Origin of the sequence: Halomonas salipaludis (genome assembly GCF_002286975.1) — a bacterium.
Taxonomy (GTDB): Bacteria; Pseudomonadota; Gammaproteobacteria; order Pseudomonadales; family Halomonadaceae; genus Franzmannia; species Franzmannia salipaludis.
This window is the reverse complement of the sequence record NZ_NSKB01000006.1, coordinates 338751-363930: the sequence shown is the minus strand read 5'-3', so window position 1 is coordinate 363930 and position 25180 is coordinate 338751. Positions and strand designations below refer to the sequence as shown.

21 protein-coding genes and 1 other RNA gene are annotated in these 25180 nt (G+C 67.3%); 1 reads left to right on the top strand and 21 read right to left on the bottom strand.

Annotated elements, in window-relative coordinates:
- Positions 1-8: 8 nt before the first annotated feature.
- The 4 genes from CK498_RS17365 to CK498_RS17350 form a co-directional block, all read right to left on the bottom strand.
- The gene (locus tag CK498_RS17365; protein ID WP_095622105.1) at positions 9-956 is read right to left on the bottom strand and encodes a Nudix family hydrolase; all 948 of its coding nucleotides are present in this window, start codon (positions 954-956) and stop codon (positions 9-11) included.
- A gap of 58 nt (positions 957-1014) precedes the next feature.
- A complete protein-coding gene (argJ, locus tag CK498_RS17360) occupies positions 1015-2223 on the bottom strand; it encodes a bifunctional glutamate N-acetyltransferase/amino-acid acetyltransferase ArgJ (protein WP_095622104.1) in 1209 nt (402 codons plus the stop codon).
- 17 nt (positions 2224-2240) lie between these two features.
- The gene (secA, locus tag CK498_RS17355) at positions 2241-4973 is read right to left on the bottom strand and encodes a preprotein translocase subunit SecA (protein ID WP_095622103.1); all 2733 of its coding nucleotides are present in this window, start codon (positions 4971-4973) and stop codon (positions 2241-2243) included.
- An 84-nt stretch (positions 4974-5057) separates the two neighbouring features.
- Positions 5058-5444, bottom strand: coding sequence for a hypothetical protein (locus CK498_RS17350; protein ID WP_229359124.1), 387 nt, complete (start codon positions 5442-5444; stop codon positions 5058-5060).
- A 65-nt stretch (positions 5445-5509) separates the two neighbouring features.
- Between CK498_RS17350 and CK498_RS17345 the strand changes: the two genes are divergently transcribed.
- Positions 5510-5977, top strand: a complete 468-nt coding sequence (locus tag CK498_RS17345; RefSeq protein ID WP_095622102.1) for a DUF721 domain-containing protein — start codon at positions 5510-5512, stop codon at positions 5975-5977.
- Positions 5978-6088: 111 nt separating this feature from the next.
- On the opposite strand, the gene lpxC is transcribed toward CK498_RS17345, so the two are convergent.
- The 17 genes from lpxC to rsmI all read right to left on the bottom strand — a co-directional run bounded on the left by lpxC (position 6089) and on the right by rsmI (position 25143).
- A complete protein-coding gene (lpxC, locus tag CK498_RS17340) occupies positions 6089-7000 on the bottom strand; it encodes a UDP-3-O-acyl-N-acetylglucosamine deacetylase (RefSeq protein WP_095622101.1) in 912 nt (303 codons plus the stop codon).
- Positions 7001-7111: 111 nt separating this feature from the next.
- Positions 7112-8281, bottom strand: a complete 1170-nt coding sequence (gene ftsZ, locus CK498_RS17335) for a cell division protein FtsZ (protein WP_095622100.1) — start codon at positions 8279-8281, stop codon at positions 7112-7114.
- A 33-nt stretch (positions 8282-8314) separates the two neighbouring features.
- Positions 8315-9604, bottom strand: coding sequence for a cell division protein FtsA (gene ftsA, locus CK498_RS17330; RefSeq protein WP_095622099.1), 1290 nt, complete (start codon positions 9602-9604; stop codon positions 8315-8317).
- A 199-nt stretch (positions 9605-9803) separates the two neighbouring features.
- Positions 9804-10532, bottom strand: a complete 729-nt coding sequence (locus tag CK498_RS17325; protein ID WP_095622098.1) for a cell division protein FtsQ/DivIB — start codon at positions 10530-10532, stop codon at positions 9804-9806.
- Between the two features lie 6 nt (positions 10533-10538).
- The gene (locus CK498_RS17320; RefSeq protein WP_095622097.1) at positions 10539-11480 is read right to left on the bottom strand and encodes a D-alanine--D-alanine ligase; all 942 of its coding nucleotides are present in this window, start codon (positions 11478-11480) and stop codon (positions 10539-10541) included.
- On the bottom strand, positions 11477-12889 hold the full coding sequence (murC, locus tag CK498_RS17315; protein WP_176475833.1) for a UDP-N-acetylmuramate--L-alanine ligase: 1413 nt from the start codon (positions 12887-12889) through the stop codon (positions 11477-11479). Before murC ends, CK498_RS17320 begins: the two co-directional genes overlap by 4 nt.
- Positions 12890-12926: 37 nt before the next feature.
- Complete coding sequence (gene murG / locus CK498_RS17310) at positions 12927-13979, bottom strand: undecaprenyldiphospho-muramoylpentapeptide beta-N-acetylglucosaminyltransferase (RefSeq protein WP_095622228.1); 1053 nt, start codon at positions 13977-13979, stop codon at positions 12927-12929.
- A 29-nt stretch (positions 13980-14008) separates the two neighbouring features.
- Positions 14009-15232 (bottom strand): putative lipid II flippase FtsW, encoded by a 1224-nt coding sequence (gene ftsW / locus CK498_RS17305; protein WP_095622095.1) that lies wholly within the window; start codon positions 15230-15232, stop codon positions 14009-14011.
- Positions 15229-16587, bottom strand: coding sequence for a UDP-N-acetylmuramoyl-L-alanine--D-glutamate ligase (murD, locus tag CK498_RS17300; RefSeq protein ID WP_095622227.1), 1359 nt, complete (start codon positions 16585-16587; stop codon positions 15229-15231). The genes ftsW and murD overlap by 4 nt, the downstream gene beginning before the upstream one ends.
- Before the next feature lie 40 nt (positions 16588-16627).
- Positions 16628-17710: a phospho-N-acetylmuramoyl-pentapeptide-transferase gene (gene mraY / locus CK498_RS17295; RefSeq protein ID WP_095622094.1), complete on the bottom strand. Its 1083-nt coding sequence runs from the start codon at positions 17708-17710 to the stop codon at positions 16628-16630.
- Positions 17711-17719: 9 nt separating this feature from the next.
- Complete coding sequence (locus tag CK498_RS17290; RefSeq protein WP_095622093.1) at positions 17720-19102, bottom strand: UDP-N-acetylmuramoyl-tripeptide--D-alanyl-D-alanine ligase; 1383 nt, start codon at positions 19100-19102, stop codon at positions 17720-17722.
- Positions 19099-20598: a UDP-N-acetylmuramoyl-L-alanyl-D-glutamate--2,6-diaminopimelate ligase gene (locus CK498_RS17285; RefSeq protein ID WP_095622092.1), complete on the bottom strand. Its 1500-nt coding sequence runs from the start codon at positions 20596-20598 to the stop codon at positions 19099-19101. Before CK498_RS17285 ends, CK498_RS17290 begins: the two co-directional genes overlap by 4 nt.
- A gap of 11 nt (positions 20599-20609) precedes the next feature.
- Positions 20610-22361 (bottom strand): peptidoglycan D,D-transpeptidase FtsI family protein, encoded by a 1752-nt coding sequence (locus CK498_RS17280; RefSeq protein WP_095622091.1) that lies wholly within the window; start codon positions 22359-22361, stop codon positions 20610-20612.
- Positions 22358-22672 (bottom strand): cell division protein FtsL, encoded by a 315-nt coding sequence (ftsL, locus tag CK498_RS17275; protein WP_095622090.1) that lies wholly within the window; start codon positions 22670-22672, stop codon positions 22358-22360. The genes CK498_RS17280 and ftsL overlap by 4 nt, the downstream gene beginning before the upstream one ends.
- Positions 22673-22681: 9 nt before the next feature.
- A complete protein-coding gene (gene rsmH, locus CK498_RS17270; RefSeq protein ID WP_095622089.1) occupies positions 22682-23638 on the bottom strand; it encodes a 16S rRNA (cytosine(1402)-N(4))-methyltransferase RsmH in 957 nt (318 codons plus the stop codon).
- A 58-nt stretch (positions 23639-23696) separates the two neighbouring features.
- An RNA gene (gene rnpB / locus CK498_RS17265) (RNase P RNA component class A) lies at positions 23697-24063 on the bottom strand.
- A 222-nt stretch (positions 24064-24285) separates the two neighbouring features.
- Entirely contained in the window at positions 24286-25143 is an 858-nt protein-coding gene (gene rsmI, locus CK498_RS17260) for a 16S rRNA (cytidine(1402)-2'-O)-methyltransferase (RefSeq protein ID WP_095622088.1), read from the bottom strand.
- Between the last annotated feature and the right edge of the window lie 37 nt (positions 25144-25180).

The window sequence follows — 25180 nt, the reverse complement described above, 5'->3', positions numbered from 1 at the left end:
GTTTCAGCTTATTTCCAGAAATCGCGAATCGAGGCGATGCCCTGGGCGCCCACCGCGCGGGCGTGGTCGGCATCGAAGCGGGTCATGCCACCCAGCGCAAACACCGGCGTGCCGGCGGTCTCCACCAGCTGCTGGAAGTCGTGCCAGCCCAGCGGCGCCGCATCCGGGTGGGTAGGCGTGGTACGCAGCGGCGAGAGGGTGACGAAGTCGCAGCCGATCCGCGCCGCCTGCTCCAGCTGGGCGCGGTCGTGGGTCGAGGCGGCCAGCCACTTGCCCTCGGCGATGGGCCGCCGCTCGAGGCTCATCAGCCGCTCGCTGGTGAGATGGATGCCATCGGCGTCGACCTCATCGATCAGGCTCGGCTCGCCGTTGAGCAGTAGCCGCGCGCCGTGCTCGCGGCACAGCGCCAGCGCCTGCTCGGCGCGCGCCACATAGGCCTCGCGCGCCAGCGACTTGGCGCGCAGCTGCACCAGGCGAATGCCATCTTCGCGCAGCGCCCGCTCCAGCTTGGCCAGGAAGTCGGCGTCGGCCTCCTCCTCGGCGCTGATCAGATACTCGGTAGGCAGCATCACCGCACGCAGGATCGGCAGGTTGGCCGCCGGGAACGGATAGTTGACCAGCTCGTCCATGGGCACCCAGCGCACTGCCTGGCCCTCGCGGCCAAACGGCTCACCGGCAAACTCATGGACCTGCCACACGTCGAGCAGGATATGCTTGTCCGGGTACTCATGATGCACGCGGATCAGCGGTTGGGCGCGCAGGATCTCGACTCCCAGCTCTTCATGCAGTTCGCGGCGCAGCGCCTCGAAGCCGGTTTCGTAGGGCGCCAGCTTGCCGCCTGGAAACTCCCAAAGTCCGCCTTGATCGACGTTGGAGGGACGCCGCGCGATCAGCACCTCTTGTCGATCGCCACTGACGATGGCGGCTGCCGCCACATGTACCCGTCTCTTGACCATTATCCTCGTACCCTTGTCTTCACGGGCGCACCCGTACTTCTCTCAGCGTTAACCACGCTCAACTGCGGTAGTCGGCGTTGATCGATACATACTCATGGGACAGATCCGAGGTCCATACCGTGGCGTCGGCCTCGCCACGCCCCAGCCGGATGCGAATGGCGATCTCCTCGCCGGCCATCACCGCACTGCCGGCCTCCTCGGTGTAGCTGGCAGCGCGTCCGCCGTGTTCGACCAAGCGTACGTCACCCAGGTCGATGACCACCCGGTCGACGTCAAAGTCGGCCACCGGGGCGCGCCCCACCGCCGCCAGGATCCGCCCCCAGTTGGCATCCGAGGCGTAGAGCGCGGTCTTGACCAGCGGCGAATGCGCCACGGTGAAGGCCACATCGAGCGCCTCCTGGCGCGAACGCGCCTGGCTCACGTCGAGGGTCACGAACTTGGTCGCGCCCTCGCCGTCGCGGATGATCGCCTGGGCCAGCTCGACCAGCACGCCGTCGAGCGCCGCGCGGAAACGCGCCACGTCATCCTCAGCGCTAACCGCCGGACCTTGCCCGGTGGCGATCAGCATGCAGGCGTCGTTGGTGGAGGTGTCGCTGTCCACGGTGATGCAGTTGAACGAGCGCGCCACCCCCTCGCGCAGCCACTGTTCCAGGTCGGCCTGGGCGATGCTGGCATCGGTGGCGACGAAGGCGAGCATGGTCGCCATGTTGGGCTGAATCATGCCCGAGCCCTTGCTGATGCCGCTGATGGTCACCGTCTGGCCGCCGATCTCGACGCTCGCCGTAGCGCCCTTGGGGCGGGTATCGGTGGTCAGGATGCCCTCGGCAGCGGCGGCCCAGCCGCCGGCGGCGAGGCTGTCGAGTGCCGCGGGCAGGCCCGCCAGCAGCCGCTGCATGGGCAGCGGCTCGCCGATCACCCCGGTGGAGAACGGCAACACCGCGGTGCCGGCCACCTCGGCCAGGCGCCCCAGCTCGGCACAGCTGGCCTCGGCGTCGCGCATGCCCAGCTCACCGGTGCCGGCATTGGCATTGCCGGTATTGATCAGCAGGTAGCGCGGGGTCTCCGAGGCCAGGTGGCGCTTGGCGACATGTACCGGCGCCGCGCAGAAGGCATTGCGCGTAAAGGTCCCCGCCACCGTGGCGCCGGGGGCGATCTCGATCACTACCAGGTCGCGGCGGTCCGGCTTCTTGATCCCGGCCATGGCGGTACCCAGCCGCACTCCCTCGATTGCCGGCAGCGCCGGAAACGTGCCCTTGCCTACCGCCATGTGCTTCTCTCCTCGTATCAGCTCAGTTTGCCGCAGCACTGCTTGTACTTCTTGCCCGAGCCGCAGCTGCAGGGGTCGTTGCGCCCCACCTTGGGGCCTGCACGGCGCACCGGACGGCCGTCGGCGCCCGGTGCCGGCTGGGCGCGCTCGGCATCCGCCGCCGGATCATCGTCGAGCGCCTCATGGCGCGTGGCGGCGCCCGCTTTCTGACGTTCCAGCTCCTCGCGACGCTTACGCTCCAGCTCCTCGACCTCGTCCGGACGGCGCACCTTGACGTGGCTCAGAATGCGCGTGATATCGGACTTGATGTTGATCAGCAGATCCTGGAACAGGGTGAAGGATTCGCGCTTGTACTCCTGCTTGGGGTTCTTCTGCGCATAACCGCGCAGGTGAATGCCGCGGCGCAGGTGGTCCATGGCCTGCAGGTGCTCCTTCCAGCGCGAGTCGAGGACCTGCAGCATGACCTGTTTCTCGAAGCGCCGCATCAGCTCTTCGCCGACGGTCTCGACCTTGGCGGCATACACCTCGCGGTGCTGGGTCTGCAGCCGCTCACGCAGCTGCTCCTCGTGGAAGCGGTCATCGTCCTTGGCCCACTGCACCACCGGGGCATCGATATTGAACTCGGTCCTGAGGTGCTCCTGGAGCCCCTCGAGGTCCCACTGCTCCTGCAGGCTCTGGGGCGGCACGAACTCGCTGATCGCCAGATCGAGGACCTCTTCGCGGATGCCCAGCACGTTTTCGGAGACATCGTCGGCGCCGAGGATCTCGTTGCGCTGCTCGTAGATCACCTTGCGCTGGGCATTGGCCACGTCGTCGTACTCGAGCAGCTGCTTGCGGATGTCGAAGTTGCGGCTCTCGACCTTCTTCTGCGCCCGCTCGACGGCATTCGAGACCATCTTGTGCTCGATCGCCTCACCGCGCTCCAGGCCCAGGGCCTGCATCAGACGCTGCACGCGGTCGGAGCCGAACAGCCGCATCAGGCTGTCCTCCAGCGACAGGAAAAAGCGCGTCGAGCCGGGGTCGCCCTGGCGCCCCGAGCGGCCACGCAGCTGGTTGTCGATGCGCCGCGACTCGTGGCGCTCGGAGCCGATCACGTGCAGGCCGCCGGCCGCCAGCACCGCCTCGTGACGCGCCTGCCAGTCGGCCTTGGCGCTCTCGATGTCGGCGCTGCTGGGGTCGTCGAGCTTGGCGACCTCGGCCTCCCAGTTGCCGCCCAACACGATGTCGGTGCCGCGACCGGCCATGTTGGTGGCGATGGTGATGGCACCGGGACGCCCGGCCTGGGCGATGATCTCGGCCTCGCTCTGGTGCTGCTTGGCGTTGAGTACGTTGAAGTCGAGCTTGGCCTGGCGCATCAGGTCGGCGAGATACTCGGACGTCTCGATCGACGCGGTACCCACCAGCACCGGGCGGCCGGCCTCGGTCTCGGCCTGGACCTCCTTGATGATCGCCTCGAATTTCTCCTCGGCGGTGAGATAGACCAGGTCGTTGAGATCCTTGCGCGCCAGCGGCCGATTGGTGGGAATCACCATCACATCGAGGCCGTAGATCTGGCGAAACTCGAAGGCTTCGGTGTCGGCGGTGCCGGTCATCCCGGCCAGCTTGTCGTAGAGGCGGAAGTAGTTCTGGAAAGTGGTCGAAGCCAGGGTCTGGCTCTCGCGCTGCACCGTCACGCCTTCTTTCGCCTCCACCGCCTGGTGCAGGCCCTCCGACCAGCGGCGACCGGGCATGCTGCGCCCGGTGTGCTCGTCGACGATCACCACCTGGCCATCGCTGACGATATAGTCGACGTCGCGCTGGTAGAGGTGGCGTGCGCGCAGCGCCGAGTGCATGTGCTGCAGCAGGTTGAGGTTCTGCGCCGCATAGAGCGAGTCATGCTCACCGAGTAGCCCCTCACCGCGCATCAGCTCCTCGACCCGGTTGTGGCCCTCTTCGGTCAGCTCGACCTGCTTCTGTTTCTCGTCGAGGAAAAAATCACCGCTGGCCGGATCCTCAGGGTCGCTGCACTTGGTCAGGCCCAGCGCCAGCCGGTCGACGACCTTGTACATCTCGGTGTTCTCTTCCACCGGGCCGGAGATGATCAGCGGCGTGCGCGCCTCGTCGATCAGGATCGAGTCGACCTCGTCGACGATGGCGTAGTGCAGTCCCCGCTGGACCTTGTCCTCCAGCGAAAACGCCATGTTGTCACGCAGGTAGTCGAAGCCGAACTCGTTGTTGGTGCCATAGGTGATGTCGCAGGCGTAGGCGGCACGCTTCTCCTCGCCGTTCTGGCCGGCGTAGATGGTGCCCACCGACAGCCCCAGGAATTCGTACAGCGGGCGCATCCACTCGGCATCGCGGCGCGCCAGGTAGTCGTTGACGGTGACCACGTGGACACCCTTGCCAGGCAGCGAGTTGAGGTATACCGCCAGGGTCGCCACCAGGGTCTTGCCCTCGCCGGTCTTCATCTCGGCGATGCGCCCGCGGTGCAGGGCGAGACCGCCGATCATCTGCACGTCGAAGTGGCGCATCCCCATCACCCGCTTGCTCGCCTCGCGCACCGCGGCAAAGGCCTCGGGCAGCAGGCGGTCGAGGGTCTCGCCGCCGGCCAGGCGCTCGCGCAACTCGGCACTGACGTTACTCAGCGCGGCATCGTCGAGGGCTTCAAAGCGCGCCTCGAGCTGATTGATCTCGCCGACCGGCTTGGCCAGGCGTTTGACTTCACGGTCGTTCTTGGAGCCGACCATCTTGCGTAACATGGAATTCAACATTGCGTGTTCACTCGTAGCGTGTATCGATACGCGGCGCATCGACCGCCATTATGCGGTCGCCGCTGGAGCCCTTCGAGGGCGGCGTCAGGCGCGGGGAGCGAACACGAGAGGGGGACCTCGGCGTGACAGAACATCGACGCCGGCAACCCGGCGCAGCACGGGCGTCATGGCACTTGGGCGCAGGGGTCTACGCAGCACCCGGGGACGACGACGCACCCGCGGCAGCCAGCGGCGTCGGCGTGCCTGGCGCTGGCGCTCGGCGCGAATGCTATCCGGCACCAGCCAGCAGATCTGCACCACACGACTGACCAGGCGCACATCGCCCTGGGCCAGCCCCGCAGGCAGCAGGCAGCCAACCAGCAGGCCGGCCAGCCACCAGCGGCCGCGCAGCCGGCGTCGCGAACCGCTGGTTACGTCACGATCGCCACCCGGCGGCAGCGCCTCGCGTGAGGCAGGCTCGGCGTGACTCATGCTGTCGATGTACTCTCTGGCATGCTAGATTGCCCGTTATCGATTGGCGTCCTAAGTGCAAGCCCATGAGTATAAAGGTTAAGCGTTTCCGCGCCCAGCCCGTGGCCCGGCTACTCGGCGGCAAGGGCGAACTCGGCGGACTGATGCGCATGGCGCAGCTGATCGGACGCGCCCAGGAACTGCTGCGCGAGCAGCTGCCCGACGAGGTGGCCGAGCACGTCTTCGTCGGCGGCTACCGTGAGGGCAAGTTGACCCTGATCACCGACCGTGCGGTATGGCTGACCTGGCTGCGCTACGAGCAGCCGCGCCTGCTGGCACTGCTGCACCAGCATCGCGAGTTCGAGGCAGTGCTCGGCTTCACCCTCAAGGTGCGCCCGGTACGGCCGCCCAAGGCACCGCCGCGCCAGGCCCGCGAGCTCTCGGCCAGCGCCGCCGACGAACTGTCGAGCTGTGCCGCCGATACCGACGACCCGCGCCTCAAGCGCGCCCTGGAACGACTCGCCGGCCACGCCGAACGCGACAATTCGCACTAATTCCGCCGACACGGCATACAAAAAGCGCCGCTTCCGTGAAGAAGCGGCGCGTACATCAGCCCTGGTACCCAGCGAATCTAGTGTTCCGCCGACGCCTGCCGGCGGACGCGCTTACGCCATCGCCGGCGCAGCGTAGGAGATCGGCGCGCGCTGCGCCGCATCCTCGAAGGTGACGATTTCGAACGAGTCGGGGTTCGCCAGCATCTCGCGGCACAGCTGGTTGTTCAGCGCATGCCCCGACTTGATGCCGCGGAACTCACCGATCAGGCTGTAGCCGAGCTGGTAGAGATCGCCGATGGCGTCGAGCACCTTGTGCTTGACGAATTCATCGTCGTAGCGCAGCCCGCCTTCGTTGACGATGCGGTAATCGTCGACAACGATGGCATTGTCGAGGCTGCCGCCCAGCGCCAGATTGTGGGAGCGCAGAAATTCCAGGTCGCGCATGAAGCCGAACGTGCGTGCCCGCGACACCTCTTTGACGAACGACGTGGTCGAGAAGTCCACCGAGGTGGTCTGTTCACGCAGTTCGCTGACGGGGTGGTCGAAATCGATGGCAAAGGCCACCTTGAAACCATTGTGCGGCAGGAAGCGCGCTTCCTTGTCATCGTCGCGCACCACGATCTCGCGCTTGATGCGGATGAACTTCTTGGCCGCCTGCTGCTCCTCGATGCCCGCCGACTGGATCAGGAACACGAAGGGACCGGCACTGCCGTCCATGATCGGCACTTCAGGTGCGCTGACGTCGACGAAGGCATTATCGATGCCGAGACCGGCAAAGGCCGACATCAGATGCTCGACGGTCGCCACCTTGACACCATCCTGGGACAGTGCCGTGCACATGGTGGTATCGGTGACGTTCTCGGCGCGGGCCGGAATCATCACCTGGGGCTCGAGGTCGGTGCGCACGAAGATGATGCCGGTATTGGCCGGCGCCGGGCGCAGCGTCAGGTAAACTTTTTCACCAGAGTGCAGGCCGACACCGGTCGCACGAATGGTGTTCTTGAGGGTTCGTTGTCTAATCATGGGCAGTAGCCAGGCTGATATTAGTTATCAAACACTGTTCACTATAACAGCGAACGAGCGTTTCAACAAAAAAAACATCCCTGGCCCCACCTATACCGTCGATAGCACGCCTCAATCGGCCTGGCGACGCAGGAACGCCGGGATGTCCAGGTAGTCGTCGAGCTCCTGGGACTTGCGCTTCTCGGCCCGCGCCTTGACCGCCGCTTCCTGCTCGGACTTGGCGGCCTGCTGACGCATTACCGCCGGCTGCTGCTGCAGGGTGCGGTAGTCGGTCGACTCGGGACGCGCCGCCACGCTCTCGCGCGGTGCGGCCTTCTGCTGGCGGCCTTCGAGGCCCGCCGCGACCACGGTGACGCGCAGCTCATCGGTCATGTCCATATCGATGGAGGTACCCACGACGATGGTGGCGTCCTGGGAGGCGAACTCCTGGACGGTGGCACCCACGTCGTTGAACTCGCCGATCGACAGATCCGGCCCAGCGGTGATATTGACCAGAATGCCGCGCGCGCCGTGCAGATCGATATCTTCCAGCAGCGGGCTCTTGATGGCCTTCTCGGCCGCCTCGCGGGCGCGATTCTCGCCGGTGGCACCGCCAGTGCCCATCATCGCCATGCCCATCTCGGACATCACGGTGCGTACGTCGGCAAAGTCGACGTTGATGATGCCGGGGCTGGTGATCAGCTCGGCGATGCCCTGCACCGCGCCCAGCAGCACGTCGTTGGCAGCGCTGAAGGCAGTCAGCAGGCTGGCGTTCTTGCCCAGTACCGCGAGCAGCTTTTCATTGGGAATGGTGATCAGCGAGTCGACGTGCTCGGAGAGCTCTTTCATGCCCTCCTCGGCGGCACGCATGCGCTTGGGCCCCTCGAAGGGGAACGGCCGGGTCACCACCGCCACGGTGAGGATACCCAGCTCCTTGGCCACCTGAGCAACCACCGGCGCACCGCCGGTGCCGGTGCCGCCGCCCATGCCGGCGGTGATGAAGACCATGTCGGCCCCGCCGAGCAACTCGGCGATGCGCTCGCGATCTTCCATCGCTGCCTGGCGACCAACATCGGGACTGGCACCTGCCCCCAGCCCCTTGGTGATCTCGCTGCCGAGCTGGAGCACGGTCTTGGCGGCCACACGCTTGAGCGCCTGGGCGTCGGTGTTGGCGCAGATGAACTCGACGCCTTCGATGTTGCTCTCGACCATGTGATTGACGGCATTACCGCCGCCACCGCCAACGCCGATCACCTTGATGACCGCGCTGCTTGAGGGTGCGTTATCTACCAGTTCGAACATAAGCCCCGTCTCCTGGACCGCTCGCGGCCCGTATCAGAAATTTCCTTTGAACCAGCCCTTGATCTTGTCCAGTGCCGGAAAACCGTCCTTGAGTCCCCGCCGGGAGACGTCCTCCCTCTTCGGCTGTGCCGATAGTACTCGTCCGTGGCCGTGGAGGCCATGCCCCTGCCTGGCGTCACGCATGCCGTAATGTAGCAAACCGACCCCGGTGGAATAAATCGGATTGCGCACCACATCGGCCAGACCGCGGACGTTCTGCGGACTGGCGATGCGCACCGGCATGTGGAATATCTCCTCGGCCAGCTCGACCACGCCTTCCATCCGCGAGGTGCCGCCGGTGAGTACCACCCCCGCCGCCACCAGATCTTCGTAGCCGCTGCGCCGCAGCTCCTCGCGCACCAGCGTGAACAACTCTTCATAGCGCGGCTCGACCACCTCGGCCAGGGCCTGGCGCGACAGGTCCCGCGCAGGGCGCTCGCCGACGCTTGGTACCTTGATCATCTCATCGCTGGAGGCCAGCTGGGTCAGCGCGCAGGCGTACTTGACCTTGATGTCTTCAGCGTATTGGGTCGGCGTGCGCAGCGCCATGGCAATGTCATTGGTGACCTGGTCGCCGGCAATCGGAATCACCGCGGTGTGGCGGATGGCGCCCTCGGTGAACACCGCGATGTCGGTGGTACCGCCACCGATATCGACCATGCACACGCCCAGCTCACGCTCATCCTCGGTCAACACCGCATGGCTCGAGGCCAACTGCTCGAGGATGATCGCATCGACCTCGAGGCCGCAGCGCCGCACGCACTTCTCGATATTCTGCACCGCATTGAGTGCCGCGGTGACCAGGTGCACCTGTGCCTCGAGGCGCACCCCGGACATGCCCAGCGGCTCGCGAATGCCGCCCTGCTTGTCGATGGAGAACTCCTGGGGCAGCACATGCAGTACCCGCTGCCCTTCGGAGATGGCCCGCGCCCGCGCCGAATCGATTACCCGTTCGATATCGTAGGTGCTGACCTCGCGCTCCTTGATCGCCACCACGCCGTCGGAATTCATCGAGCTGATATGGCTCCCGGCGATACCGACATAGACCGAATGAATATCGCAACCGGCCATCAGTTCGGCTTCTTCCACGGCACGCTGAATCGACTGCACCGTGGATTCGATATTGATCACCACGCCCTTCTTCATGCCCCGCGACGGATGCGAACCGATGCCGGCAATTTCGATACCGCCATCGTCGGTGGGTTGCCCCACGATCGCCACGACCTTGGATGTTCCGATATCCAGCCCGACTACCATATTGGAAGCGTTGGGTTGTCCTGCCATGGGTCGCGGTCACTCCTCAAACTTGTCGGTATTAAGTGTCCATTAAAGTGCGTCATTAGACATAGGCACAATTATAGGAACAACTTGTGTTGTTTCACCAGTAGTCGATGAAAAACATACGTCAGAATACGGGGCTTTTTAAATAAAAGGAACACCCCATAGCGAGACCTGGCGGGAACTCAGCGAAAAAAAGCGGTTATCAGCCCTGCTCTTCGTCGCTGCCCCCAGTCTCGGTTTCTCCATGCCAGGCAACCGCCACCCCGTTGGGATAACGCAGATCGATGTAGCGAATATGCGACGCCTGGGCACCCAACTGGCGCTGCCAAGCGGCGCTCAAACGTGCCAGACGGGCGTCGCGGTCATTACGCCCAAGCATCACCCAGGCACCATCATCGAGCTGCAGACGCCACGCACCGCGCGCCTCGAGTCGCAGCTGGGTGATGGTCAGGCCGAGGGTATCGAGCCGCGTCGACAGATCATGATAATAGGCCAGCACTTCGGGGCCACTGCCCTCCGGGCCCGCCAAGTCAGCGAGGTCGCCGGGCGGCGACACTGGCCCGAAAGCGAAGGGCTGGCCCTCGGGATTGAGCAGGAAATCGTCGTTCCAGCGTGCCACCGGCACCTGCTCGACCAGCTCGAAGGTCAGCGCATTGGGCCACTCCCGTGAGACGCGCACTTCCGCCAGCCACTCCACGTCGCGGGCCTCGCGGCGCAGCTCGCCGAGGTCCACCGACAGCCAGGTACGCCCCTGGATCAGCGGCGCCAGCTCCTCACGCAGGTAGCCGGCACTGACATGACTCAGCTCGCCGCTGATGGAGACCCGCTCTACCGGGCGGTCGAGCCACAGCCACAGCGCACGGCCACCCGCCACCATCAGCACCACAAATAGCATCAGCCCGACCAGGGACCCTCTCGCGGCGTGACTCATGAGGCCTCAGCGCTCCCTGGGCTGGTCGAGGGTGGTCGCCAGGATGCGCCGCACCAGGGCATCGAAGTCGTAGCCGGCGTGGGCCGCCGACTGCGGCACCAGGCTGTGATCGGTCATGCCGGGGACGGTATTGACCTCGAGCAGCCAGAAGCGGCCCTCGGCATCGCGCATCACGTCGACCCGCCCCCAGCCCTCGCCGCCGATGGCCGCGAAGGCGCGCCGGCACAACCCTCCCAGCTCGGCCTCTTCGGCATCGCTGAGCCCACAGGGCAGGTGATAGAGGGTTTCATTGGAGAGATACTTGGCCTCGTAGTCATAGAAGCCGCTGGGCACCTCGACGCGAATCGCCGGCAACACCTCGTCGCCGAGCAGCGACACCGTATATTCGGGCCCCTGGATGAAGCGCTCGGCCATCACCCGGGCATCGAAACGCGCCGCTGCATGATAGGCCGCGGCCAGCGCCTCACGACTGTCGACGATGCTGATGCCCAACGTCGACCCCTCGTGCACCGGCTTGACGATCAGCGGCAGGCCGAGCCGCTCGCAGACCCGATCCCAGTCGGCATCCTCAGCGAGAATCACGCTCTCCGGGGTGGGCAGGCCCAGCGCCTGCCACACCTGCTTGGTGCGCTGCTTGTCCATGCCCAGCGACGAGGCCAGCACGCCGCTGCCGGTATAGGGAATGCCGAGCAGCTCCAGCGCACCCTGTAGGGTGCCATCTTCACCGCCGCGCCCGTGCATGGCGATGAACACCCGGTCCGGGGCCAGTGCCTCGAGACCGGCAAGCCCACCGTCGGCCAGATCATAACCGCTCACCTCGAGCCCACTGCGCTGCAGCGAGGCGAGCACCGCGGCACCGCTCATCAGCGACACCTCGCGTTCGGCGGAGTGACCGCCAAACAGCACCACCACGCGGCCGCAGGCGTCACGCAAGGATGCATCCGTCATAGTGCCACCTCGTCGAGATCCAACTGCGCCTCGGCCAGCGCCTGGGCGATACCGCCCACGTCGCCGGCACCCTGGGTGATCAGGATATCGCCGGGGCGCAGCACATTGGCGAGCAGCCCCGGCAGTTCGGCCTTGCTGGCGACGAACAGCGGATCGACCTTGCCGCGCTGACGGATCGAGCCGGCCAGGCTGCGCCCCTCGGCGCCGGGCAGCGGCGCCTCACCGGCGCTGTAGACATCCAGCAGCAGCAGCGTATCGACCCCGGACAGTACTCGCACGAAGTCCTCGTAGAGATCGCGGGTCCGCGAATAGCGGTGCGGCTGGTAGACCATCACCAGCCGCCGCTCGGGCCAGCCGGCGCGCACCGCACGGATCACCATCTCCACCTCGCGCGGGTGGTGGCCATAGTCGTCGACCAGCATCACCTCGCCGTCGCCGCCCGGCGACGCGAAATTGCCGTGCACCTGAAAGCGCCGCCCAACGCCGGCGAATCCGGCCAGGCCGCGCTGGATCGCCGCATCGCTGACGCCGGCGTCACTGGCCACGGCGATCGCCGCCAGCGCATTGAGGGCGTTGTGCTCACCGGGCATCGCCAGCCGCACCGCGAGCGGCGCCAGTCCGCCGGGACGATGCGCCGTGAAGTGCACCTCGCCGGCCTGCTGCACGAAGTCGGTGATACGGTAGTCGGCATCGGCGCTGAAGCCGTAGGTAACGAACTGGCGATGCACGTCGTCGAGCAGCCCGCGCACGTGGTCGTCGTCGATGCACAGGATCGCCAGGCCGTAGAACGGCAGGTTGTGCAGGAACTCGATGAAGGTGCCCTTGAGCCGCTCGAAGTCGCCGCCGTAGGTGGCCATGTGGTCGGCATCGATATTGGTGACGACGGACACCATCGGCTGCAGATGCAGGAAGGAGGCGTCCGACTCGTCGGCCTCGGCGACCAGGTAGTCGCCCTCGCCGAGGCGCGCATTGGTGCCGGCGCTGGTCAACTTGCCGCCGATCACGAAGGTCGGATCGAGCCCGGCCTCGGCCAGCAGCGTGGCGGTCATGCTGGTGGTAGTGGTCTTGCCATGGGTACCGGCCACCGCAATACCGTGGCGGAAACGCATCAGCTCGGCGAGCATCTCGGCGCGCCGCACCACCGGTACACGATGATCATGAGCCCAGCGTATCTCGGGGTTCTCGGCATCCACCGCGGTCGATACCACCACCACATCGGCACCCTCGGCATGGCGCTGGTGATGACCGATGCAGACCTCGACCCCGCAGCCGCGCAGGTGCTCGACCACGCTCGATGCCTTGAGGTCGCTGCCGCTCACCCGATAGCCCTGGTTGGCGAGCACCTCGGCGATACCGCACATGCCGGCACCGCCGATACCCACGAAGTGAATGCGCCGAATGCGCCGCATGCCGAGGCCAGCGACGCTGGTTTGTGAAGCGTTGATATCAGTCAAAAGCAGTCTCCATGCAGCCGGCCACCAGGCGTTCGATGGCGTCGAGGCGCGCTTCGCCTCGCGCCTGCACGGCCATGGCGGCAAGCGTATCGGGGGCCAGCAGCACCTGCAGGCGCGCGGCCAGGGAATCTGGGGTCAGGGTCGCCTGGGGCATCAGCTCGGCGGCACCGGCGTCCACCAGCGCCTGGGCGTTGGCGGTCTGATGGTCGTCTACCGCATGCGGAAAGGGCACGAACAGTGCCGGCTTGGCGGCGGCGGCCAGTTCGGCCACGGTCAGCGCACCGGCGCGGCACACCACCAGGTCGGCCCAGTCGTAGGCCGCCGCCATGTCGTCGATGAATTCGCTAATCTCGGCGCTGACCCCGGCAGCGGCGTAGGCCTGGCGGGTCGCCTCAGCCTTGTCGCGTCCGGCTTGATGATGAACCGCAGGGCGCCGATTTTCCGGCAATTGCGCAAGCGCATCCGGCAGGCAATGGTTAAGCGCCTGAGCGCCCAGCGAGCCGCCCACCACCAGCAGGCGCAGCGGTCGCTGGCCCATCGCCGCGGCGCTGCGCGGCTGGGCTCCCAGGGCTGCGATCTCCTCGCGCACCGGGTTACCCACTACCTCGGCGCGCCCGCCAAAAGCCTGGGGAAAGGCGGCATAGACGCGTCGCGCCAGGCGCGACAGCGCCTTGTTGGTCATCCCGGCCACGGCGTTCTGCTCGTGGATGATCAGCGGCCGGCGCATCAGCCACGCTGCCAGCCCGCCAGGACCGCTAGCGAAACCGCCCAGCCCCACCACCAGCTGCGGGTCGAGCTCGCGAATGACGCCACGCGCCTGAGCTACGGCACGCAGCAGCCGCCACGGCGCCTTCAACCAGCCGGCGGCGCCGTTACCGCGCAGGCCGGCGATGTCGATGCGGTGCAGCGGGATACCGGCGTCCGGCACCAGGCGATTCTCGATGCCACGCGGGCTGCCCAGCCACTCGACGTGGACGTCTAGGGCCGCCAGACCGCGCGCCAGCGACAGCGCCGGAATCACATGCCCGCCGGTGCCGCCGGCCATGATCAATACGCGCCGGGGAAAACGCTGACTCACTTGGCGTCTCCTGTCGAACGTGCACTACCGGCGCTGCGCGCCCGCGGTGCGGTGGGTTGGGCACGCCGCAGGGCGCGCCGCGTCTCGGCATCGGCGCGAATCAACAGACCGACCATCGCCGCGCTGACCAGCAGGCTCGACCCGCCATAGCTGAGCAGCGGCAGCGTCAGGCCCTTGGTCGGCAGCATACCGGTACTCACCGCGATATTGATGAACGCCTGGGAGCCGATCACCAGCGCGATACCGTAGCTGAGGTAGGCGGCGAACGGCAGCCGGGCAAGTTCCGCGCGGCGACCGATGGTCAGCGCGCGAAACACCAGCAGCGCGAACAGTCCGACCACCGCGATGGCGCCGAACAGGCCGAGCTCCTCGGCGATCACGGCAAACACGAAGTCGGTGTGCGCCTCGGGCAGGTAGAAGAGCTTCTGCACGCTGTTACCCAATCCCAACCCCAGCCAGTGGCCACGGCCAAAGGCGATCAACGCCTGGGTCAGCTGGTAGCCGCTGGCGAACTGATCGGCCCAGGGGTCGGCGAAGCTGGTCAGGCGTGCCAGGCGATAGGGTTCGGCGATGGCGACATAGAAACCCAGCAACCCCACCACCATCAGCAGCAGCCCGAAACGCCATAGCGGCGCACCGGCCATCAGCAGCATGCCCATCACGCAGCCGGTCATCACCACCACCGCGCCGTAATCGGGCGCCAGGATCAGCAGCAGCGCGATTAGCGCCACCACCAGCAGCGGGCGCAGGAAGGCGCCCCAGTGCTGGCGCACCTCGACCAGGAAGCGCTCCAGGTAGCCGGCCATGTAGGCGATCAGGCACAGCTTGGTGACCTCGGAGGCCTGCAGGTTGAAGGGCACCCCAGGCAGTGACAACCAGCGCTTGCTGCCATTGATCTCGCGACCGAAGATCAACACCAGCGCCAGCAGCACGATCCCTACCAGCAGCAGCAGCGGGCCGTTGACCTTCCACCACACCAGCGGCACTCGCGACGCGCCGATACCCACGCCCAGCGCCAGCACCACGAAGATGCCGTGGCGGATGCTGAAGTAATAGGGATTGCCGGTGAGGCTCGAGGCCACCTCGGTGGAGGCCGAGGTGACCATCACCCAGCCGATCAACAACAGCGACACAGCCGCCAGCAGCAGCCAGGCGTCGAACGGCTGATCCGCGGTGGAGAAGCGCGCCCCCCAGGAGCGGCGCCGAGTTCCTGCCTTCATGCGTCAACCTCCCTCTGCCGGGCCAATACCCAACGGCGGAAATGTTCGCCACGTTCCTGGTAGTTGGCGAACTGATCGAAACTCGCGCAGGCCGGCGACAGCAGCACGCAGTCGCCGGGGCTCGCCAGAGTTTTCGCCAACGCCATGGCCGCCACCAGATCCTCGACGCAGTGCGTTTCGACGGCTGCGCCCAGTGCCCCGGCCAGGCGCTCCGCGTCCACCCCGAAGAGTAGCGCCGTACGCACGTACTCGCCCGCGGGCGTGGCCAAAGGCGAAAAATCGGCCCCCTTGCCGACACCGCCAGCAAGCAGGATCAGCTTGCCAGAGAGCGTCGGCCCAATGCCGCGAATCGCCGCCAGGGTCGCCCCGACATTGGTGCCCTTGGTGTCGTTGATCCAGCTCACGCCATCGATCTCGGCGATCCACTCACAGCGATGCGGCAAGCCGGCAAAGCGCCCCAGCACACCGCGCATGGCCGACACCGGCAGCCCCAGATGATGGCCCACGGCCAGCGCCGCCAGCGCATTGGCCTGGTTGTGGCGCCCCGGGAGTCGCACCTCACCAGCCGGCATCAGGGGGTCGCTGCCATGCATCAGCCACGCCTCCCCGGCGTGCTGGCCGATGCCCCACTCGCCGGCCCTGGGGGCCTGGGTAGTGAAACGGTCCTGTGCTGGCAAAGGGGACTCGGGCCAGGTCATGGAGTCCTCGGCGTTGACCACCGCATGGCGGGCGCCATGGAAGACCCTGAGCTTGGCGGCACGGTAGCCGTGCATATCACGATGGCGATCGAGGTGGTCGTCGGAGAGGTTCAGGAAGACCGCGCTCTCGGCGCCCAAGCACGGCGTGGTCTCGAGCTGGAAGCTCGACAGCTCGAGCACATGGAGGTCGGCATCCGGCGTGTCGTGCAGCAGGTCCAGCGCCGGCGTTCCCAGGTTCCCCCCCACCGCCACCCGGCGCCCCGCCTGCTGGACCATCTCGCCGAGCAGGGTGGTCACGGTGGACTTGGCATTGGAGCCGGTGATGGCGACGATCGGCGCCTGCGTCGCGCGCACGAACAGCGCGATCTCCCCCACCACCAGCGGCTCGCCGGTGGCCGCCCGGGTGCGTCCGGTCAACTCGGCGAGCCCCGGCGTGGCAGGATCGACCCCGGGGCTCAGCACCACCTCCTCGACCTGGCTCAAGTCGAGACCGGTGAGCGGCCCACAGTAGATCTCGACACCCGGGTGTGCGGCGTGGAAGTCATCGAGGCCGGGCGGCGCCGAGCGGGTATCGGCGACCATGTAGGGCACCTTGCAGCGGCTCAGGTGGCGGCATATCGCCCGCCCCGAGATACCCAGCCCCACCACCAGCGTCATGCCCGCCGGTACGCTGACCCGTGCCGCTGCCTGAACCACGTCAGCGCACCTTCAGGGTGGCCAGGCCGACCAGCACCAGTACCACGGTGATGATCCAGAAGCGCACGATGACCCGCGGTTCCGGCCAGCCCTTGAGCTCGAAGTGGTGATGCAGCGGTGCCATGCGGAAGATTCGACGGCCGGTCAACTTGTAGGAGCCGACCTGCAGGATCACCGATACCGTCTCCATCACGAACACTCCGCCCATGATGAACAGCACGATCTCCTGGCGCACGATAACGGCCACCACCCCCAGCGCTGCGCCAAGTGCCAGCGCGCCGACATCGCCCATGAAGACCTGGGCCGGGTAGGTGTTGAACCACAGGAAACCGAGACCGGCGCCGGCGATGGTGGCGCAGAACACCGCCAGCTCGCCGGCGCCGGGAATCATTGGGATCTGCAGATAGTTGGCGAACACCGCGTTACCACTGGCGTAGGCGAATACCGCCAGGCCCATGGCCACCAGCACAGTAGGCATGATCGCCAGGCCGTCGAGGCCGTCGGTGAGATTGACGGCATTGGAGCTGCCGACGATCACGAAGTAGGTCAGCACGATGAAGAACACCCCCATCGGCACCACGATGTCCTTGAACAGCGGCACGATCAGGCTGGTCTCCACCGGGCTCGCCGCGGTGGTATAGAGCAGCACCGCGGCGGCCAGGCCGATCACCGACTGCCAGAAGTACTTCCAGCGCGCCGGCAGACCGCGCGGGTTCTTCTCCACCACCTTGCGGTAGTCGTCGACCCAACCAATCGCACCGAAGCCCAGCGTGACGCCGAGCACGATCCACACGTAGTGGTTGGCAAGGTCTCCCCACAGCAGGGTGCTCACGGCGATCGCCATCAGGATCATCGCCCCGCCCATGGTCGGCGTACCCGCCTTGGAAAGGTGCGACTGTGGGCCGTCGTCGCGCACCGCCTGGCCGATCTGCCGCTCGACCAGGCGGCGGATCATCAGCGGTCCCAGCCACAGACAGAGCAGCAGTGCGGTGATGGTCCCCAGAATCATGCGCAGGGTGAGGTAGTTGAAGACATTGAAGGCGCTCTGGAATTGCGCCAGAAAATTGGCCAGATAAAGCAGCATGTGTCGCGTTCACCTTGATGCATCAGCGCGCAGGGCGGCAATCACTCGTTCCATGCCGGCACTGCGCGAGCCCTTGACCAGCACGCTGGCCCCTGGCGGCAGATGGTTGAGGGCATGGCGCACCAGCGCCTCCCAATCGTCGAAATGGCAGCCGGCAGCGCCGCAGGCCGTCGCAGCCTCGCGCGCGGCGTCACCGGTGGTGCCGAGAAAATCGATCCCCTTCTCCTGCGCATAGCGTCCGACCTCGGCATGCAGCCGCGGCGACGCCTCGCCCAACTCGCCCATGACGCCCAGCAGGCACCAGCGCGGTCCCGGCATGTCGGCCAGCGCATCCAGCGCCGCTTTCACCGCGCCGGGGTTGGCATTATAGGTATCATCTATCAGCCGCGTACCGCGCAGGCCCGCGACCACGGCCATGCGTCCCGCCATCGGCGCCGCTACCGTGAGCCCACGGACCACGGCGTCACCGTCGAGCCCCATGGCCAGGGCCGCCGCTGCTGCTGCCAGCGCGTTGGCCACGTTATGACGGCCCAGTAGCGCAAGCGTCACGCGCCCCAGTTGGCGACCATCGAAGGACAGCGTGAAAGCATAGCGCCCCAGCTCGTCACAGGCCAGCGCTCCGGCCGTGACCCGTGCTCCGGCATCGCTGAGACTGAAGTCGATCACCTCACGCTCGCCGGCCAGGCGCCGCCATAGCGGATAGAAGCGATCGTCACGGTTGAGCACCGCGACTCCCCGCGGCCCGAGTCCGGCGAGGATCTCGGCCTTGGCCAGGGCAATCTGGCCCATGCCGCCGAACTCGCCAACGTGGGCCCCGGTGACATTGGTGATCAGCGCCACGTCGGGCACCGCCAGCACGGTGGTCCAGGCGATCTCGCCCAGATGGTTGGCGCCCAGTTCGATCACCGCATGGCGATGCTCGTCGCACAGCTCGAGCAGCGTCAGCGGCACACCGATATCGTTGTTGAGGTTTCCGCGGGTGGCCAGCGTCGCCCCCTGCTGAGCGAGCAGACCGGCAAGCAGTTCCTTGACCGTGGTCTTGCCGCTATTGCCGGTAATCGCCGCCAGCTGCCGGCCACCGGCCTGCGCCCAGGCCCGCCGCCGTGCCAGCCCCAGCAATCCCAGGGCGAGGCGGCTATCGGGCACCACCAGCTGCGGCAGCGGATCGTCGAGGCGCTGCTCGACCACCGCCGCCGCCGCGCCGGCGGCACGCGCCTGGGCAATGAAATCGTGGCCATCGAAGCGCTCGCCGCGCAGCGCCACGAACAGCGCCCCCGCAGCCAGCGCCCGAGTGTCGGTGGTGATGGCGCCGAGCGCCAGGCCCGCCTCGTCCGGCGCTGCGACGCCGAGCGCCGCGGCCACCTCACCGAGGGTGTTCAACCCCGCGCTCATGAGCGTTCTCCGCGCCGTGCCAGCGCCGCCTCGGCCTCGACCAGGTCGCTGAAGGCGTGGCGCACGCCGGCGATCTCCTGATAGGCCTCATGGCCTTTGCCGGCGATCAGCACGATATCCTCGGGCCCGGCCGCGGCCAGCGTACGAGCAATCGCCTCGCGGCGGCCATCGACCTCCCACACACTGTCGGCCTGGGGCGCACTCAACCCGGCGCGAATCTCCCCGCGAATCGCTGCCGGGTCTTCACTGCGCGGATTGTCGTCACTGATCACCACCCGCCCGGCCTGAGCCTCGGCGACCTGCCCCATCAGTGGCCGCTTGCCGGGATCGCGATCGCCGCCGCAGCCGAACAGGCACCACAGGGTCGCCGTCTCACCGAGGTGGGCGCGCAGCGCGCGCAGGGCATTGTCGAGGGCGTCCGGCGTGTGTGCATAATCGACCACCACGCTCGGCCCGCCGGGCGCCGCCAGGCGCTGCATGCGCCCGGGCACCGGCGCAAGCGCGGCGGCCGCCGCCAGCAGCGCGTCGAGATCCTCCCCCAGGCCGTAGAGCGTGGCCATCGCCAGCAGTACGTTATCGAGGTTGAAGCGCCCCATCAGGTCCAGCTCCAGCACCCGCTCGCCCAGCGGCGTGGCAATCAGCGCCCGCTGGCCGGACGCGTGAGGCAGCCACTCGACGACCCTCAGCGTGGTCGCCTCATCCTCGCCGCAGGCCAGCACCCGCACCCGCTCCGAGATCCCGGCCAGCATCAGCCGTGCCAGCGGATCGTCGGCGTTGACCACCGCCAGTTCGAGCTCGTCGCGCTTGAACAATTGCGCCTTGGCCGCGGCATAGGCGGCCATGCTGGGGTGGTAGTCGAGATGATCGCGACTCAGGTTGGTGAACACCCCCGCCGCCAGCCGACAGCCGGCCAGGCGCCCCTGGTCGAGGGCGTGGGACGAAACCTCCATGGCCACCCGCGTGACGCCCTGGTCGCCGAGCTCGCCGAGTGCGGCCTGCAGCGCCAGCGGTCCGGGAGTGGTCTGGCCGCTATCGGCCAGGCTGCCGACGCGCCCGGCGCCAAGGGTACCAACCACGCCGCAGGTACGCCCCAGCGCTTCGCTCAGTGCGGCAATGTAGTGGGTCACCGAACTCTTGCCGTTGGTACCGGTGACGCCAATCAGCTGCAGGCTCTCCGCTACGCCACACAATTCGCGCCCCAGCGCCCCCAGCTGCGCCTTGAGCCCGGGCAGACCGAGCACGCGCGGATCCGCCGGCGGCGACTCGCCGTCGTCGAGATGATAGAGCACCGCTGCGACCCCGGCGGCCAGCGCCTGGTCCACGAAATCGCGGCCGTCGAGGTTGACCCCCGGCAGCGCCACGAACAGATCGCCGGCCGCCAGCCGGCGACTGTCGAGTTCGAGGCGCAGGTGCTGGGTGGCGGGGAGGCGCGCAACCGCGGCGTCGGGCCAGCGTTCGCTCAGCGCCTGGGTCAGTCGTTGGCGATCGACCTGCATCTGATGTCCTTTCAGGGGGGAATGGGCTCGAGGTTCTGCCGGTCGACCTCGACCGGCTCGCTGCGCTGGTCCGGCGGCACGTCGAGCAGGCGCAGCGCATTGCCGACGACCCGCGAGAACACCGGTGCCGCCACTGCCCCGCCGTAATACTCCCCGCCGCGGGGGTGATCGATCATCACCACCGTGACGATACGCGGGTCGGAGACCGGCGCAATGCCGGCGAACACACTGCGATAGGCGTCCTCGGAGTAGCCGCCGGCGGCGGTCTTGCGCACCGTGCCGGTCTTGCCGGCGACCCGGTAGCCAGGTACCGCCGCGCGCCGCCCGCCGGTGGTGGGCTGCACCGACTCTTCCATGATCCGCAGCAGATCATAGGCCACCGCCGGGTCGATGGCCGGGGTGCTGGTCGGCGGCTCATCGAGCTTGAGCAGCGACGGCGACAGCCGCTGGCCCCGGTTGGCGATGGCAGTATAGGCACTGGCCAGCTGCAGGGTCGACACCGACATGCCGTAGCCATACGAGAGCGCCGCGCGCTGGCTGCGCGACCAGCGCGTCGGCGCCGGTAAGGTGCCGGTGGATTCGCCGGGGTAGCCGGTTTCGGGGCTCTGGCCGAGCCCCAGCTGGCGATACTTGTCGGGCACCGCCGTTTCGTCGAGCTCGAGGACGATGCGCGACATGCCGATATTCGACGACTTCTCGAGAATCTCGGCGAGGTCGAGTTCGCCGTAGTTGCGGAAATCGCGAATCGTGAAGCGATCGATGCGCATCCAGCCCGGCGAGGTGTCGATCACCGTGTCGCGGCTGTACTCGCCGCTCTCCAGCGCTGCGGCCATGGCCAGCGGCTTCATCACCGACCCCGGCTCGAAGACATCGACGATGGCCTGGTTGCGCAGGCCGCGCGGGTCGATGCCGGCACGGTTGTTGGGGTTATAGGAGGGCTGGTTGGCCATCGCCAGCACCTCGCCGGTGCGTGCGTCCATCATCACCAGGCTGCCGCCATCGGCGCCGTGCTCGGTGACCGCCGCCTTGAGCTCACGATAGGCCATGTACTGCAGGCGCTGGTCGATGGACAGCGTCAGGTCGCCGCCGGGGCGCGCCTCACGCAGCAACTGCAGGTCGCGCACCAGCCGCCCACGACGGTCCTTGAGCACGCGCCGCTGCCCGGGGGTCCCGGCCAGATAGGGGTGGTAGGCCAGCTCGAGTCCTTCCTGGCCCTGGTCGTCGACGTTGGTCACGCCGAGCAGCTGGGCGGCGACCTCGCCGGCCGGATAGTAGCGGCGGTACTCGTTTTGCCCGTAGACCCCGGGCAGGCGCAGGTCGAGGACCCGCTGGGCGTCATCCGGGGTCTGCATGCGCCGCAGGTACATGAACTCGCGCTCACTGAAGCGCGCCAGGCGCTCGTTGAGCTGGTCGAGGTCGGTGCCCAGCGCCTGGGCCAGCATCAGCCGCTGGATGGTGTCTTCCGGCAGTTCCTGGGGGTTGACCCACAGGCTCACCACCGGCGTGGAGATGGCCAGCGGCTCGCCGTTGCGATCGGTGATCATGCCGCGGTGAGCGGGAATGGTATCGGTGCGCAGGGTACGGGCGTCGCCCTGCCCCTGCAGGAAGGGGCGATCGATCACATGCAGGTTGACGATGCGCACCGCCAGCAGGCCCAGGCCGATCAGCACCAGCCCCACCATCAGCGCGTAGCGTCCGCCGCCCAGCGGCTGATTGGGCGGCGGCCGGCGCGGCGTGACGGCATCCCGGGGGTCGGCTCTCATGGGCGGATGACCTCGACCTCGTTGACATCGGGCAGGCGCATGTCGAGGCGCTCGATGGCCAGGCGTTCGATACGCGCCGGCGACGACCAAGCGCTCTCCTCGAGCAGCAGCTGCCCCCACTCGGTCTGCAGCTGGTTCTGCTCACGCTCGAGCTGCTGCAGGCGGGCATACTGCACGCGAGTCAGGTGGCTGGAGGCGATCACCGCCATGGCACTGACCAGGGTCGCCACCACCAGCCCAATCACCACCAACAGGTGCAGTCGTTGACGCCATCCCAACAGCCCGGCAAACCGCTTGCGTCGCTGACTCATCGCCCGCCCTCAGCTGCGCTTGCGCGCGGCACGCATCACCGCACTGCGCGCCCGCGGATTGTCGTCGACCTCGTCGGCGCCGGGGCGGCGCGCCTTGCCCAGCGCCTCGAGACGCCGCTCGAGTTGATCATCGCGGATCGGCATGCCGCGCGGCAAGTGACTATCGCCACGCACGTGGTCGCGAATGAAGCGCTTGACCCGCCGGTCCTCCAGCGAATGGAAGCTGATCACCACCAGGTGCCCACCGGGGGCCAGCGCCTCTAGCGCTGCCTCGAGCGCCGCATCGAGCTGCTCCAGCTCGGCGTTGACCTGGATACGCAGCGCCTGGAAGACCCGCGTGGCGGGGTGCTTGTGCTTCTCCCAGGCCGGGTGGGCGGTCTTGACCACCTCGGCCAGGTCTGCGGTGCGGGTGAAGGGCCGTTCGCTGCGGCGGGCGATGATCGCCCGCGCCAGCCGCTTAGCATAGCGCTCCTCGCCGTAGGCCTTGAACACGCCGGCCATCTCGGCCTCGCCGGCACGCGCCAGGAACTGCGCCGCGCTCTCGCCCTGATCGGGGTCCATGCGCATGTCCAGCGGGCCGTCGCGCAGAAAGCTGAAGCCACGCTCGGGGTCGTCGAGCTGCGGCGACGAGACGCCGATATCGAGCAATATGCCGGCCAGCTTGCCGTGCACGCCATGGGCCTCGGCGATCTCGCCGAGTCGCGCGAACTCGCCGCGCTCGATGCTGAAGCGCGGGTCGTCGATGCTACCGGCGGCGGCCAGCGCCTCGGGATCACGGTCGATGGCGACGAGCCGGCCGCCGTCGCCGAGCCGTTCGAGGATTGCCCGCGAGTGGCCGCCGCGTCCGAAGGTACCGTCCAGATAAATGCCGTCGGGGTCGTGCAGCAGCGCCTCAACCGCACCGTCGAGCAGCACGCTCGAGTGTCGATAGGAGGACGGGGCCGCGGCATTCTCGGGTGAGGACATGAATTTCTCGATGCGGGAACTGCGGGTGGCCGAAAAATCGCGGTCAGCGACGGGAATGGGAGGGAGTCAGCCGATAAGCCGGGTTCTGTCGTGGACAGCCATTCCTCTAGGCGCTGCGTTGCCGCAGCGCTCAAGCAACCTACCCGGACCCAGCGCGGGCCACGCCATTGGGTCCCTATTTGGTCTTGCTCCGAGTGGGGTTTACCGTGCCACGCACTGTTACCAGGCGCGCGGTGCGCTCTTACCGCACCCTTTCACCCTTACCGGCCTCCCGAAGGAGACGTAGGCGGTCTACTCTCTGCTGCACTAGCCGTCGGCTCGCGCCGCCCAGGCGTTACCTGGCACTCTGCCCTATGGAGCCCGGACTTTCCTCCCCCACCCACACTGCAAGCAGCGCGGCTGGCGGCGACTGTCTGGCCGACTCCCAAGCCGGGAAGAATAACAGCGCGCCAGCCCCCTCTCAAGCGGCCAGGAGAGAAACTCAGGGCAATCGCAGAGAGCAGCACCGCTCGGGACTGATCCGTCGACAGGCCTGCGAGGAGGCGCTGTAAACCCGTCCCTGGGCGCTACTTTTTCCTTCCCTGGAAAAAGACCTCCTCTTCGACCTGTCCCCGGCGTCCCTCGCTGGAGGCAACCGCGACAGTGACTCAGCCGGCATCCTTGAGCGCCTGGGCCCGTGCATACCAGGATTTCTTGGCGCCGCCCAACACCCGCGCTGCCACCGAGGCGGCCTGCTTGACGCCGACCCCTTCGGCCAGCAGCGCAGCGAGCAGCCGATCGGCCTCGAGCAACGCCTGGTCGGTTTCCTCGCGCGGCGGCGCGCCGCCGATCATCACCACGAACTCGCCGCGGGCCTGGTCCGGGTCCTCCTGCATGCGCGCCAGCAACATCTCGGCACTGCCGTCGAGGAAAGTCTCGAAGGTCTTGGTCAACTCCCGCGCCAGCACCACGCGGCGCTCGCCGAGCGCTGCTGCCAGGTCTTCCAGCGTCGCACGGATACGGTGCGGCGACTCATAACAGACCAGCGTCTCGTCGCGGCCCGCCAACGACTCGAGTCGCGCCCGGCGGGCTGCCGACTTGGCCGGCAGGAAACCGATGAAGGTAAAGCGGTCGGTGGGCAGGCCCGCCGCACTGAGCCCCGCCACCAGCGCGCAGGGGCCCGGCACCGGCACGATACGGTGGCCGGCCGCGCGCAGCTCGCGCACCAGCACGAATCCCGGATCGCAGATCAGCGGCGTGCCGGCGTCGCTGATCAAGGCCACGTCATCGCCGGCGACCAGGCGCTCGGCCAGTTGCGCCACCCGCGCCGCCTCGTTGTGCTCGTGCAGCGACAGCATCGGCCGCTCGAGGCCGAGATGACGCAGCAGCCGCGCGCTGTGACGGGTATCTTCGGCGGCGATCAGCGCCACTTCGCCGAGCAGCCGCGCGGCGCGCGGGGAGAGGTCGTCGAGATTCCCAATCGGCGTGGCGACCACGTACAATGCCCCATACGCTGAGTCAGACATAACGGTTCCTCTGATAGGACCCAGACAAGGGAATAGG